Annotated in this window: 13 protein-coding genes; 5 read left to right on the forward strand and 8 right to left on the reverse strand. The window is 62.4% G+C overall.

The genetic code is table 11. From position 1 onward, the window contains the following. Positions 1-123 precede the first annotated feature (123 nt). From DWX25_RS09390 to DWX25_RS06470, 4 genes are all read left to right on the forward strand, one after another. On the forward strand, positions 124-1,125 hold the full coding sequence (locus DWX25_RS09390) for an AraC family transcriptional regulator (RefSeq protein WP_158557565.1): 1,002 nt from the start codon (positions 124-126) through the stop codon (positions 1,123-1,125). Between the two features lie 255 nt (positions 1,126-1,380). Beyond that, positions 1,381-2,820: a glycoside hydrolase family 1 protein gene (locus DWX25_RS06460; protein WP_117798893.1), complete on the forward strand. Its 1,440-nt coding sequence runs from the start codon at positions 1,381-1,383 to the stop codon at positions 2,818-2,820. Between the two features lie 140 nt (positions 2,821-2,960). After that, positions 2,961-3,497: a PTS glucose transporter subunit IIA gene (locus tag DWX25_RS06465; RefSeq protein ID WP_117735368.1), complete on the forward strand. Its 537-nt coding sequence runs from the start codon at positions 2,961-2,963 to the stop codon at positions 3,495-3,497. 235 nt (positions 3,498-3,732) lie between these two features. Next, positions 3,733-4,290: a hypothetical protein gene (locus DWX25_RS06470; protein WP_117798894.1), complete on the forward strand. Its 558-nt coding sequence runs from the start codon at positions 3,733-3,735 to the stop codon at positions 4,288-4,290. A gap of 364 nt (positions 4,291-4,654) precedes the next feature. Here DWX25_RS06470 and DWX25_RS06475 read toward each other — a convergent pair whose 3' ends face one another. The 8 genes from DWX25_RS06475 to trxA all read right to left on the reverse strand — a co-directional run bounded on the left by DWX25_RS06475 (position 4,655) and on the right by trxA (position 11,951). Next, positions 4,655-5,323 (reverse strand): HAD family hydrolase, encoded by a 669-nt coding sequence (locus DWX25_RS06475; RefSeq protein ID WP_117798895.1) that lies wholly within the window; start codon positions 5,321-5,323, stop codon positions 4,655-4,657. A 105-nt stretch (positions 5,324-5,428) separates the two neighbouring features. After that, complete coding sequence (hypE, locus tag DWX25_RS06480; protein WP_117798896.1) at positions 5,429-6,463, reverse strand: hydrogenase expression/formation protein HypE; 1,035 nt, start codon at positions 6,461-6,463, stop codon at positions 5,429-5,431. Between the two features lie 211 nt (positions 6,464-6,674). Further along, positions 6,675-7,790, reverse strand: a complete 1,116-nt coding sequence (hypD, locus tag DWX25_RS06485) for a hydrogenase formation protein HypD (protein WP_233505206.1) — start codon at positions 7,788-7,790, stop codon at positions 6,675-6,677. Beyond that, positions 7,790-8,050 (reverse strand): HypC/HybG/HupF family hydrogenase formation chaperone, encoded by a 261-nt coding sequence (locus DWX25_RS06490; RefSeq protein ID WP_117793930.1) that lies wholly within the window; start codon positions 8,048-8,050, stop codon positions 7,790-7,792. Before DWX25_RS06490 ends, hypD begins: the two co-directional genes overlap by 1 nt. A 131-nt stretch (positions 8,051-8,181) precedes the next feature. After that, positions 8,182-10,635, reverse strand: a complete 2,454-nt coding sequence (hypF, locus tag DWX25_RS06495; RefSeq protein WP_117798897.1) for a carbamoyltransferase HypF — start codon at positions 10,633-10,635, stop codon at positions 8,182-8,184. 29 nt (positions 10,636-10,664) lie between these two features. Then, positions 10,665-11,159 carry a nickel-responsive transcriptional regulator NikR gene (gene nikR / locus DWX25_RS06500; RefSeq protein ID WP_117793932.1) on the reverse strand — a complete coding sequence of 165 codons (495 nt, stop codon included), beginning with the start codon at positions 11,157-11,159 and terminating at the stop codon, positions 10,665-10,667. Between the two features lies 1 nt (position 11,160). After that, a complete protein-coding gene (locus tag DWX25_RS06505) occupies positions 11,161-11,409 on the reverse strand; it encodes a hypothetical protein (RefSeq protein WP_117564540.1) in 249 nt (82 codons plus the stop codon). Between the two features lie 221 nt (positions 11,410-11,630). Continuing rightward, the gene (gene trxA / locus DWX25_RS06510) at positions 11,631-11,951 is read right to left on the reverse strand and encodes a thioredoxin (RefSeq protein ID WP_117793968.1); all 321 of its coding nucleotides are present in this window, start codon (positions 11,949-11,951) and stop codon (positions 11,631-11,633) included. A gap of 136 nt (positions 11,952-12,087) precedes the next feature. Between trxA and DWX25_RS06515 the strand changes: the two genes are divergently transcribed. Further along, positions 12,088-12,663, forward strand: a complete 576-nt coding sequence (locus DWX25_RS06515; protein ID WP_117793933.1) for a hypothetical protein — start codon at positions 12,088-12,090, stop codon at positions 12,661-12,663. Position 12,664 lies beyond the last annotated feature (1 nt).

Here is a 12,664-nt window from a genome sequence, read left to right on the forward strand (position 1 = left end):
GATCCTCCTTGCAAGCCGATGGTGGGCAGCGTATGTTGCATGACTCCATTCTGGCGTGCGGGCGGCGGCGTGCTAATATCCAAATCACGGCAGAATATGACCGAATCAACGATTGGCGGGGACATGGAGATCTTGGAGCTCGAGCGCCGGCTGAGCGAGCTGAGCGCCAGCGAGAGGCGATATAGGGACGAGGCTCCCTTTGACTGGTCGATCATGACCGAGCGTGTTGAGGTCGACGGACGGTCGGTGCGAAAGATCGGGCAGATTGGGACGGAATATACTCAGGCCGGAATGCCAGCTGGCCTGATGATTAGGAGAAACTCGCGCTTTAACGCGGTACCCGAGCATGTGCACGACTACGTTGAGATCAGCTATGTGTACCGGGGGCGCTGTCCGCAGGCGGTTGCGGGGGAGAAGCTCGTGCTCGAGCGCAACGAGGTGCTGCTGCTCGACGCCGCCTGCCCGCATGCGGTGGCGGCGCTCGGCGAGGAAGACATCATGTTGAGTATGACCGTTTCACGCACCTTTTTACAGCGCAGCCTCGAGGCGAGCCTCTCGCGCGAGAGTGCAGTATCGCGGTTTTTGTTTAACGCGCTCAACAGTGAGACCGACCATCGCGGGCACGTGCGCTTTCGCTGCGGGGAGAGTCGGCGCGTGCGACGCTACATGCAGGAGATGCTCTGCGAACACTACGAGCCGAGCCTCAACAGCGCCGAGATCGTTCTGCGCCTGTTTCAGCTCCTGTTGGCCGAGCTCATGGATTGCTACGAGCGCGAGCTCGTGCGCGGCGCGGCGGCGGGGCGCGATGAGTCGGGGCGCGCGGCCTCGCTCGTAGCAGGGATGCTCGGCTATATCGAGCGTTCGTTTGCCGCCTGCTCGCTCGAGGAGATGGCGGCACGCTTTCATGTGAGCCCCAACTACGCGTCGGCGCTGCTCAAGCAGCATGTGGGAAAGACCTATCGGCAGCTGGTCCAGGAGCGCAGACTCGTGCGTGCCGTGGAGCTCTTGCGCGCGGGTGCCACGGCCGAGGCGGCGGCGCGCGCCGTTGGCTACGAGAACATGAGCTTTTTCTATCGCAAGTTCCGCGCCGCCTACGGCTGCACGCCGGCAAAATACCGTGGATGAGTAAGACGGAACGGGCTTTTAGCTATCGATATGCCACACCTAAATACTGTGTCTCATGTTTCGTTTCATCCACCCAGGTTGGAGGGTGGCCGTCAGGTCGATTTTTGCCCCGTCTAGGCCTCGGTATCAAAAAGTGTCAGCCGGCGGACGTGTTGGGGCGAAAAGAAGTGTCCAATGCAGCGCCTCCGCGCCTTGGGCGCCCGGGCGCGCGCGATACTCAGCTCAGCACATAAAACCCGCTGCGAGGAGGCACATATGGGATTTCCCGAGGGATTCTTTTGGGGCGGCGCCACGGCCGCAAACCAGTTTGAGGGCGCATGGAACGTTGACGGCCGCGGCCCCAGCGTAGATGACCACTTCCTGGGCGGCAGCTACAAGGAGCCACGTCAGATTACGCTCGACATCGACCCCAACCGCTTCTACCCCAATCACGACGGTATCGACTTCTACCATCACTACGAGGAAGACATCGCGCTCTTTGCCGAGATGGGCTTCAACATGTTCCGCATGTCCATTTCCTGGAGCCGCATCTTCCCCAACGGTGACGATGCCGAGCCCAACGAGGCCGGCCTCGCCTTCTACGACCGTGTCTTCGACTGCCTGCGCGCACACAACATCGAGCCGCTTGTTACGCTCAGCCACTACGAGATGCCCTATGCCCTGGTCGAGAAGTACAACGGTTGGGAGAGCCGCGAGCTTATCGGCTTCTTTGAACGCTATGCCCAGACCGTGCTCGAGCGCTATCACGACAAGGTGACCTACTGGCTCACCTTCAACGAGATCAACTGTGGCGCCCTGGACCTGGGCAACCTCTTTGAGACCAGCATGATTCGCGGCTACGAGGGCCCGGCCTCCGGCGCCCACACCACCCCGCAGCAGCGCTTCCAGGCCCTCCACCACCAGTTTGTGGCGAGCGGTCGCGCCATCCGCTATGCGCACGAGCACTTCCCCAAACTCAAGATGGGCAACATGGACTGCTTTATCCTGTCCTATGCCGCCACGTGCGACCCGGCCGACGTCTTTGCCACCCAGCAGGAGATGAACACCATGAACTGGTACTGCTCCGACGTGCAGGTGCGCGGCAAATACCCGTTCTACGCCAAGCGCTTCTGGGCCGAGAACGGTATCGAGCTTAACATCGCCGACGGCGACCTGCAGGACATCGCCGACGGCAAGGTCGACTTCTACACCTTTAGCTACTACATGTCGGGCACCGTGGGCACCCACAAGGACCACGAGATGACCGAGGGCAACATGACCCTTGGCGGCAAGAACCCCTACCTCGAGAGCACCGACTGGGGCTGGCAGATTGACCCGACGGGCCTGCGTATCGCCCTCAACGAGATCTACGCCCGCTACGAGATTCCGCTGATGGTGGTCGAGAACGGCATGGGCGCCTACGACGAGGTGGAGGAGGACGGCTCCATTCACGACCCGTACCGCATCGCCTACCTCCAGAGCCATGTCAAAGCCATGGGCGAGGCTATCGAGGACGGCGTCGACCTGATCGCCTATACCTGGTGGGGTCCCATCGACCTGGTCTCTGCCGGCACCGGCGAGATGCGCAAGCGCTACGGCTTTATCCACGTCGATAAGTACGATGACGGCACCGGCACTTACGAGCGCCGCCGCAAGGACAGCTTCTTCGCCTACCAGAAGATCATCAAGTCCAACGGTACCGAGGGCCTGGCTTAATCGACAAGATGAGTGCCACCGTGGAAAAGCCTCGGGATGGGCTCGCGATTCGAGTCCCCACCTTAGCATTTGAACCATTTGGCACTATAATCACCATAGGCATGCGCATAACGTTGCGCTTAATCAAGAGGAGAAAACCTATGGGTCTGTTTGACATGTTCAAGAAGAAGGCTGAGCCCGCGGCTGCCGCTGCTCCGGCCTCCATCTCTGCTTCTGCCGGCGCCGACGTGCTGTGCTCGCCCGTCAAGGGCAAGGTCATCAAGATGGCCGACGTGCCCGATCCCGTCTTTGGTGGCGAGGTTCTGGGCAAGGGCTGCGCCGTGTGGCCCGAGGACGACCTGGTCTATGCCCCCTGCGACGGCAAGGTGACCGTCACCATGGGTCACGCCGTGGGTCTGCAGTCCGATAATGGCATCGAGGTCCTGGTGCACGTTGGCGTCGATACCGTCAACATGAACGGCGACGGCTTCGAGGGCTTCGTCAAGGCCGACGATGTCGTTAAGGCTGGCCAGCCCATGCTCAAGATCGACCGCGCCAAGATCGCCGCTGCCGGCTACAAGGACTGCGTCGTCGTGGCTGTGTCCAACACCGCCGAGTTCGCCGACGTCGAGCTCGCCGTCGAGGCTGACTCCGCTGTCGCCGCCGGTGATGCCATCGTCAAGGTCGTCCGCAAGTAAGCTGCGGCAACATAAGGATGTACAAGGGTGGTCGGGTTATCCGGCCGCCCTTTTTTATTACAATGCGGCGGAACGTTTTATTGCGCGTTGGGCGGACCGGTAAACCGTTCGGACGTTAAATCGAGCCGACTGCGCTTTTGCTTTGCCGGGGGTGTTCGTTAGCGGCTAGTATGGCCTTATTGTTACGACGTGCACCGTGTTGGGAAGCGCGGTGCCGCTTGTTGGGAGGAATGTCATGAAGAAGAAGCTGCTGCTTGCGCCCCTGATGGCTGTTCTGGTCGCGTGCGTGGTTGTGCTTTCCGGCTGCGGAGGTCCTTCGGTTGAGGAGCTCATTACCGAGGATCTTACGACGCAGTTTGACGAGGTCAAGAACGGTGGCGACGACTTCCTCGCCGGCCTGGAAGAGGCTTCGGGCGACGAGTTCGAGCAGCTGGGCATCGATCCCAAGGAGTACGCCAAGAGCTATCTCGAGGGCTTTGACTACAAGATCGGCGACGTGACGGTCGACGAGGACAAGGGTACCGCGACTGCCGAGGTCACCATTACCTGCAAGTCCATGAATCAGATCGTCGAGGACTTTTCCACCCAGTATCAGGAGAAGGTCGCCGCGCTTGATACGGTTCCTTCCGATGACGAGCTGTACAAGATGGCCGGTCAGGTTATGGTCGATGTGACCAAGGCCGCCAAGCCCAAGGACACCAAGGTCACCTTTAAGTATTCCGCCAACGAGGATAACGAGTGGTCTGCCGACGATTCCGCAACCACCGAGATGATGAATGCAATGATGAACTAGGGGAGTTACGCGGTAGTTTGTTACGCGGTTTTGCCAAACCGCGTAACGGCTCGACGCTGCAAGCCCGCCAGAGCGGCAATCTGACGTTCAATTTCAAGGGCGCGACCAGAAGGTCAGCGCCCTTTCATTTCACGTCACCTTGCTCGCTCTGGCGGGCTTTCGCTGTCGTTGCCAAAACAACGACGCTCCCTTGGCTGGCTTAAGGCGGCAGATGGGGACGTTCCTTTTCTGTCGGCAGCCGGGGACACTCCTTGCGCCAGCGTTGCATCGAGGGCTCGGGAAAATGCGACCCGGTTTTGGCCGAATAGTGGGGCGCGCTTTCCGCGTGGCAGAGTCGCTACGGCCGCGTTAGGTGGCGACTTCGTTACTCGCCCAGGATCAGCGCCGTGAGCTCGTCTTGGGTGTCCACCACGTAGTCGGCGCCGGCGGCTTCCAGCTCTGCGCGGCCGCGGAAGCCCCAGCTGACACCCGCGCTCTTAAGGCCGGCGTTGTGGCCGGTCAGAACATCGACATTCGAATCGCCCACATAGAGCGTGGTTGCCGGATCGGCGCCCAGTTCTTCCATCACATGCAGTGTGACGGGTGCTTCGGGCTTGGGCGGAAACGAATCAACACGGCCCTGCACCAGCGCAAAGCGCTCGGAACCAAAATACTTCTCGATGAGCGGTGCCGTCGAGACGTGGTCCTTGTTAGTGAGCACGGCGAGCGTGACGCCCGCGGTGCGCAGGCGGTCGAGCATTTCGATCGTACCGGCATAGGGCGCGGTGTGGTCCTCCTTGTGCTCGCCGTAATAGGCCCTAAACTCGGCAAGCGTCTGCTCAAACATACGCCCGTCGCCCGCATACTCGGCGGGCATAAAGCGCTCAACCAGCTTGAGCATGCCGTTTCCCACCTTATAGCGGTATTCGTCAACGGCAAACGTGGGCCAGCCGTGCATCTCACAGGTATGGTTACCGGCGGCTGCCAGGTCCTCGAGCGTGTTGAGGATGGTGCCGTCCAGATCAAAGATCACATGGGTAAAAGCTGCTGCCATGGGTGCTCCTGCCGCTTGAGTTGTAAAACGCACCCCATGATACTGGGCATGCGTGCCGGGCATGTTTGGAATCTGAATATCTTTAATAGCCCCGAGCCTTTGTCGTTAGCAAATCCTCGGCAGCTGCTCTCCTACGAGCATGTCGAGGATACGGGTCGAGCCCCAGCCGGTGCGTACGCGCACGGCGGGGCGGGCGCCCTCGGCAAGCGGCAGCACGCGGCCGATAATGGCAGCGTTCTCTCCGTAGCGGGCGGCGCGCATGGCCGCCAGCGCGGCATCGGCCTGCTCAGCCGGCACCACGGCGACCATCTTGCCCTCGTTTGCCACCTGCAGCACATCGTAGCCGAGCATCTCGCAGGCTGCCTGCACGTCGGGGCGCACGGGCACGGCATCCTCGTCGACCTCCATGGCAACGCCGCTGGCCTGAGCAAACTCGTTGAGTGTGGACGCCAGGCCACCGCGCGTGGGGTCGCGGAAGCAGCGCGTGTCGGGCGCTGCGGCCAGTACGTCGGCGATCAGGTGGTTGAGCGGCGCGGCATCGCTTTCGATGGTGCTCGAAAACGCCAGACCCTCGCGTTGGCTCATGATGGCGATGCCGTGGTCGCCGAGTGTACCCGACACCAGGATGACATCGCCAGGCTGGCAGTTGGCGCCGCTGAGCGCCACGCCCTCGGGCACCTCGCCCACGCCGGCGGTATTGATGTAGACGCCGTCGGCCCCGCCGCGCTCGACCACTTTGGTGTCGCCCGTGATGATCGCCACGCCCGCCTCGCGCGCGGTCTCGGCCATGGTCTGCACGATCTGGCGGAGCTTCTCCATGGGATAGCCCTCTTCGAGGATAAAGCCGCACGATAGGTAGCGCACGTTGGCGCCCGAGGTCGCGACATCGTTGACGGTTCCGCACACGGCGAGTCGGCCGATGTTGCCACCGGGGAAGAACTGTGGCGAGACCACAAAGCTGTCGGTCGACATGGCGATGCGCCCGCTCACAGGCAGTGCGGCGACGCCGGCATCGTTGCCCTCAAGCAGCTCGGGCGACCCAAAGGCATCCAGAAAGACCTCGTCGATGATGCGCTTCATCATCTGACCGCCAGAGCCGTGGCCCAACAGGACAGTGCTATCGGTGGCAGTACGGGACATATCGAAAACTCCAATCGTGGGGGGTCGGCAATAGCTGAGTGTGGCAGAATCGATGTTAAGTAAAAGTCAGCGAGCGCCATTCAGGCGAAGTGAGTTGCCTTGAAAGAGGAGGCTGCTGGGCTTTTGCCCGCAGCCGACGATTGAAAGGCAAATCGCTCGCCTGAATGGCGCGCAGCGTCGACCGGTCCGCCGTTCGTTAGAACGGCGGAACCTAACAGCCTCGGTAGCGGAAATATGCTGCACAGCTGCCCTCGGAGCTCACCATGCACGGTCCGACGGGATGTTCGGGCGTACATGCGTGGCCGAACAGCGGGCAGTCGCTCGGTGTAATGGCCCCGCGCAGCACGTCGCCGCAGCGGCATCCGCGCGGCTCAACCGTCGCCTCAACGGGCACGTCAAAGCGAGTGCGGGCATCAAAGCGCGAGAACTTGGGGCGGATGGAAAGGCCCGAGTTGGCAATCGGCCCCAGCCCGCGCCACGTGGTGTCGCATGGCTCAAACACCTGCTCGACCAGCTGGCGCGCCACGGGGTTGCCGTCTGCGTTGACGCCACGGCGGTAGGCGTTGTCGATTGCGGGCCTGTGCTCGACAACCATCTGGACCAGCATGCAGATGCCCTGCAAGATATCGACCGGCTCAAACCCGGTGACTACGCCGGGGGTCTCGAACTCATCGACCAAAAACCCAAAGGGTGCCAGGCCTGTGATGGTAGCGACGTGACCAGGCAGGATAAAGCCGTCGATGGCGGTCTCGGGGTCGTTGGAGATCGCACGCAGAGCCGGCGGCGTGGTCTTGTGAGCACAGTAGACCGAGAAGTTCTGGAGCCCGCGCGCGTCGGCCTCCAGGATAGCGGCGGCAATGGTGGGCGTTGTGGTCTCAAAGCCGACGCCCATAAAGATGACCGGGCGTTCGGGATTTTGCTCGGCAATGTCGAGTGCGTCGAGCGGAGAATAGACGATGCGGATGTCGCGCCCCGCCGCCTTTTGCGCGGCAAGCGAGGTGGACGATCCGGGCACGCGCATCATGTCGCCAAAGGTGGTGATGATGGCGCCGTCCATGTTGGAAAGCGCGATTGCGTGATCGATGTCGCGGTTGGCGGTGACGCAAACGGGGCACCCCGGGCCGCTTAGCAGTTTGAGCCCCGTCGGCATAATGGAGCGAAAGCCATAGCGGCCAATGCTCACGGTATGCGTACCGCAGACTTCCATAAGGTTGATGCGGCGCTTGCCGACAAGCTCATGAATACGATCGATGAGCTCGCGAGCCAGCCTGGGGTCGCGAAATGCCGAAAAGTCGATACCGGAGCGCGCCGGCTGTCCGGCCGCCACTAGTATGCCTCGGCCGGATTGCTGGCCAGTTGGTCTTCTTCGGCCAGCTCGGTCATGGTATTGACGAGCTCGAGTGTCTCTTGGGCTTCCTGCTCGTCGACAATCTGAATGCCAAAGCCGGCGTGCACGAGAATATAGTCGCCTACCTGTGCCGTCGGCACGAGGCGCAGCGAAATGGGGCGCTCGATGCCCATCATGTCGACGGTCGCCTTAAGGTCGTCGTCGCGTTTGACCACTTTACCGGGAACGGCAAGGCACATAATGTTCCCCTTTTATACGTTTTGCGCTGGACAGGCGCCTAATTACCCATCAGTTGATGGTAGCGCTCGCGGGAGTCACGAGCAAACGCGTTACACCTGTGAGACGGCGGCGCGCAGGCTGGCAAAACAGCCTATCGCAACGCCGTCTGCGCGAGGCGAGCGCGAGCGATGGCGGCCTGACCGTAGGCGATGCAGCCGTCGTTGGCGGGTACAGCGTGGGGGACCAAGACGGCAAGACCGGCGTCTTTGAGTTCGTGGGTAAGGAGCTGAAGCAAAAGCCGGTTCATGAACACACCGCCCGAGAGCGCGACGGTATCGAGGCCTTCGCGATCACAGATCTCGCACGCGATGTGGGTCGTAGCGTGCGTAATGTCGATGTGAAACCCGAGGGCGAGCCGGTCGGCCGGCACGCCTGCCACGATTCCATTCAGAAGAGCTTCGATGAGCGGTTGGGGGTCCAAGATGGGGGAGTCGTCCGCAGACGTGAATACGCCTGTATGATTGCCGTCGAGACGAACGGGCTTACCGTCAAGCGCGCGCCAGGCGGCGGCTTCGAGTTCTATGGCGGGTTCGCCCTCGTAGGTTGCCTTGCCGCAGATGCCCAGAATCGCTGCTGCGGCATCAAAGAGACGCCCCATGCTGCTGGTGCGCGGGCTGTTGATGCCGCGCTCGATCATGGTGGCTGTCACGCTGCGCGTTTGCTCGTCGAGGCTGTCCAAAAGCCGAGCGGCACCCGGGTGCTCGAGCAGGCCGAGCTCACTGAGCAGGGCAAAGGCATTGCGCCGGGCGTCGCGCACGGAGGCCGCCCCGCCGGGGAGCGCCCAGGTGCGCAGGTGCGCGGCGCGCTCAAAGCCGCCAAGGCTGGCAACAAGAAACTCGCCGCCCCAAATGGTCCCATCGGTGCCGGCACCCGTACCATCGAAGGCAATACCGAGGACGCGTGCATCAGGCGCAAGCCGGCCAGCGACAATCGCCTCTGCCATTACGCTCGCGATGTGCGCATGATGATGCTGGATTTCGATAAGCGGCAGACTGTGCTCCCGTGCCCGCTCACGCGCCCACTGGCTCGATAGATAGTTGGGATGCATGTCGCATGCCAGGGCGGCAGGCGTCAGGTCAAAGAGGTTTTCTAGACGTGCGCGGGCGGCGCTCCAGGCATCGAAGGTCGCGCCGTTTTCGACATCGCCGATATGCTGCGACACAAAACAGGCCACATGGCCGTCGGCGTCCTCGCGCGTGAGCGCGATCGTGGCTTTTTGCTGCGGCCCGCAGGCGAGCACGCAGGGCGCGACGGCGTCGAGTACCGGCAGCGGCAACGGCCGAGGCGCATATCCGCGAGCGCGGCGCACGGGCATAACGACCCCACCGACTGCGCGCACCACGGAATCATCGTAGCGCGAGAGGATCGCGCGGTCGTTGCCGAGTAGCGCGTCGGCAATGCCGGCGGCAACGAGGTGTTCCCAGGCAAGGCCGTCATCAGTTTCGATAGGTTCCTCGCTCAGGTTTCCGCTGGTCATGACCAGCGCGTGCATGCCATGCGACGCGGCAGCTGCAAGCAGCAGATGCTGAAGCGGTGTATAGGGGAGCATGACGCCGAGCTCGGGTAGATCGTGCGCGACGGATGGCGCGAGTGTAAGGCCGTCGGGGGAATCTCCCTCGCCAACAGCACGGCGGCGCAGCAGCACAATGGGGCGGATGCTACCGGCCAGCAAGCCGCGCTCGGCATCATCGACATGGCACAGGCGTTCAGTATCGGCAAGGCTGCGCACCATAACGGCAAGCGGCTTGTTGCTGCGGCGCTTGCGACGGCGCAGCTCGACCACCGCCTGCTCATTGGCGGCGTTGCAGGCCAGATGGAATCCGCCCAGGCCCTTGATGGCGACAATACCGCCGCTGGCCAGCAACTCGACACAGCGGTCAATAATGGCATCGCTGGTTTCGCGCGTGCTGCCGACGGCTGGCGTCGCCCCCGAGTCCTCGAGCTCCATGTCGCCCGCCGCCTCGCGCCAGGTAATATGTGGCCCGCAGTCAAAGCAGGCATCGGGCTGCGCATGAAAGCGCCGGTCAAGCGGGTCGGCATACTCTGCGGCGCACTCGGGGCACATGGGAAAGCAATCCATCGACGTGGCCGCTCGGTCATAAGGCAGCGACCGGATGATGGTAAAGCGCGGCCCGCAGTTGGTGCAGTTGATAAAGGGGTAGTGATAGCGTCGGTCGGCGGGGTCGAACAGTTCGCGCAGGCAGTCGTCACAGGTGGCGATATCGGGGGAGATGAGCGTCGTGTGCATGGTCTGATCCCGCGACGCTACGATACGAAAGGCCTGCTCATCGTCGGCATCCCAAGCATCGGGCTCCAGGTCTGCAACAGCGACATGCTCAACGCGGGCCGCGGCAGGCGCGTGCTCCGACAGCGCGGCGACAAAGCCGTCGAGTGCCTCGACCGAAGCATGCGCCTCGATGTGTACGCCATCGCCCGCGTTGAGCACCCAGCCGCAAATGCCATGCGCCATAGCCTCGCGATACACAAATGGCCGCATGCCAACGCCCTGCACAATGCCCGTTACATGAATATGCACATGCCGCATGTGGCTCCCCTTCATTGAAGTGTGTGCTGTTAGAGCCCCAGGCTTTGCTTGGTGGCGGCGCAGGTGAGCTCGCCGTGCTTAACGCCGCGCAGCCCTAGCAACCGGTCCGCTAGCTCATAGACGCGTTTGCCGCGACCCTTGAGTGCCAGAATCTCCAGGCAGTTGTGGTGGTCCAGATGCACGTGCATGGTCGAGACGATCTCGTCGGTGTAGTCGTGCTGCACCTCGTCCAGACGGCGCGTCAGATCGCCGGTATGATGGTCATAGATCATGGTGAGCGAACCGATGACCTGCTCGTCGGGCGTGCGCATCTGCTCCTTAGCGATCGAGGCGCGAATCAGATCGCGTACGGCCTCGGATCGGTTAGCCACGTCACCGCGGCGCGCGATCTGCTCGTCAAAGCGGCGCAGCAGGTCGTCGGGCGCGGTGACCGAAAAGCGGACCAGCTCGGAGCTGGGGCCGCTGCAGCGGCAGCTCGCATCGTCGTCCGCACCGTGGCCGTGCGCGTGCTCGTGCTCGGCCACGTTACACCAGTTTCACAGAGCCGACGGAGTTGTGATCTGCCTCGATGGCCTCCTCGTAGCCCTCGAGCGCATCGTGCGCCTCGTGCAGCGCAGACATGGCGGCCTCGAGCTTGGCGCCAATGCGCTCCATATCAAAGTTCTCGGTCGCATGCAGCAGCTGATGGCTCCACTCGTGAGCGAGCTCAATGGTGTCGTCGACCTGCTTGACGCTCATAGCAAGCTGGCTCATGTTCATTCCGACGTCATGCATGGGGAGTCTCCTTTTGTACGGGGCGATATGGTGGTTCAGATTCTACTACGCCCGCCTTGGGCGCCGCCGCATAAGAAAACGGGTGCGAGTCCGTCTGACCCGCACCCGTTCACTGGGGGCTGTTTGTATCTACCATACTATCCGTGGTCGCGTGCCTTGCGTTTGGCACTCCGGCGAGCGGTGCGAAACCGCTCATGGACGGCAGGCAAGTAACAAGCGTATTACAGATGTTTCTCCAGCAGTGCCTGAAGTCTTGCCTTGGGTAAGGCGCCGACCGAGCGGTCGACCTCCTCGCCGTTCTTAAAGACGATCAGCGTGGGGATGCTCATGACGCCAAACTTCATGGCCAGGTCCTGGTTGTCGTCGACGTTGCACTTGGCCACAGCCAGCTTGCCGGCCAGCTCGTCGGCAACCTCGTCTACGATGGGCGAGAGCGAGCGGCAGGGGCCGCACCACGGGGCCCAAAAATCAACCAGTACGGGCAGGCTATCGTTGACGACAGCGTCGAAGTTCTCGGGGGTAATCTGCTTAATGTCAGCCATGGTGACCTCCATAATGCGACGCGGCTTGGCCGCGTAAAAATCAGTACGACCGTGCTTATACCCAGCGGCCCGCAAAGCAACCACTCGCGGGCGGCTCTTTTATATAATGGTGGGCACGCAAACGATTGGAGAGCGCATGCCCACGTCACAAAGCCAGAAAAAAGAAGCCATCGCTCAGGCGACCGAGCAGGAGCTCGCGTCGCTTGCAGATCGCGGTGTGCGTATCGCGGGCAACGCGTGCTCGCCGATTGTGCTGGTCAAAGGCGATTTGGATGAAGCCGAGTGCTTGGGCGGCGAGCTGGCCGCCGGCGCGGATGGCGCCGCGTTGCGCAAGGCGCTCGGCGCCATCGGATATGCCCCCGAGGATTTTTGCGTGCTGGCAAGCGTCGCCGGCGCGGGCGACGGAGCGGTCGCGGCGGGCGATGCCCTGACGTGTGACCTGTTCCGCGAGGCGCTGGAGACCTTGGACCCCGAGGCGGTGCTGCTGCTGGACAACAGTGCGGCCGATGTCATGCGCGAGACCTATGCCGATATGCTTGTGGCGATTGATGACTTTGACACCGCCATGCTCAAGCCCGGCCTGGTCGCCCATGTGCAGGGGCGCCGCGTGCTGGCGCTCGACGGTTTTGAGGCGGCGCTCACCGACAAGGCCGCCAAGCAGCGCATGTGGGCCTACATTAAGCAGCTGACCCCGGCGGCTGCACCGCTGTAGC

It is taken from the genome of Collinsella sp. AF18-8LB (assembly GCF_003459795.1).
Taxonomy (GTDB): Bacteria; Actinomycetota; Coriobacteriia; order Coriobacteriales; family Coriobacteriaceae; genus Collinsella.

Bases quoted from the DNA above. Each gene is read 5' to 3' on its own strand.
- DWX25_RS09390 (WP_158557565.1), top strand. From the start codon at position 124: ATGGAGATCTTGGAGCTCGAGCGCCGGCTGAGCGAGCTGAGCGCCAGC.
- DWX25_RS06460 (WP_117798893.1), top strand. From the start codon at position 1,381: ATGGGATTTCCCGAGGGATTCTTTTGGGGCGGCGCCACGGCCGCAAAC.
- DWX25_RS06465 (WP_117735368.1), top strand. From the start codon at position 2,961: ATGGGTCTGTTTGACATGTTCAAGAAGAAGGCTGAGCCCGCGGCTGCC.
- DWX25_RS06470 (WP_117798894.1), top strand. From the start codon at position 3,733: ATGAAGAAGAAGCTGCTGCTTGCGCCCCTGATGGCTGTTCTGGTCGCG.
- DWX25_RS06475 (WP_117798895.1), bottom strand. From the start codon at position 5,323: ATGGCAGCAGCTTTTACCCATGTGATCTTTGATCTGGACGGCACCATC.
- hypE (WP_117798896.1), bottom strand. From the start codon at position 6,463: ATGTCCCGTACTGCCACCGATAGCACTGTCCTGTTGGGCCACGGCTCT.
- DWX25_RS06490 (WP_117793930.1), bottom strand. From the start codon at position 8,050: ATGTGCCTTGCCGTTCCCGGTAAAGTGGTCAAACGCGACGACGACCTT.
- hypF (WP_117798897.1), bottom strand. From the start codon at position 10,635: ATGCGGCATGTGCATATTCATGTAACGGGCATTGTGCAGGGCGTTGGC.
- DWX25_RS06505 (WP_117564540.1), bottom strand. From the start codon at position 11,409: ATGCATGACGTCGGAATGAACATGAGCCAGCTTGCTATGAGCGTCAAG.
- trxA (WP_117793968.1), bottom strand. From the start codon at position 11,951: ATGGCTGACATTAAGCAGATTACCCCCGAGAACTTCGACGCTGTCGTC.
- DWX25_RS06515 (WP_117793933.1), top strand. From the start codon at position 12,088: ATGCCCACGTCACAAAGCCAGAAAAAAGAAGCCATCGCTCAGGCGACC.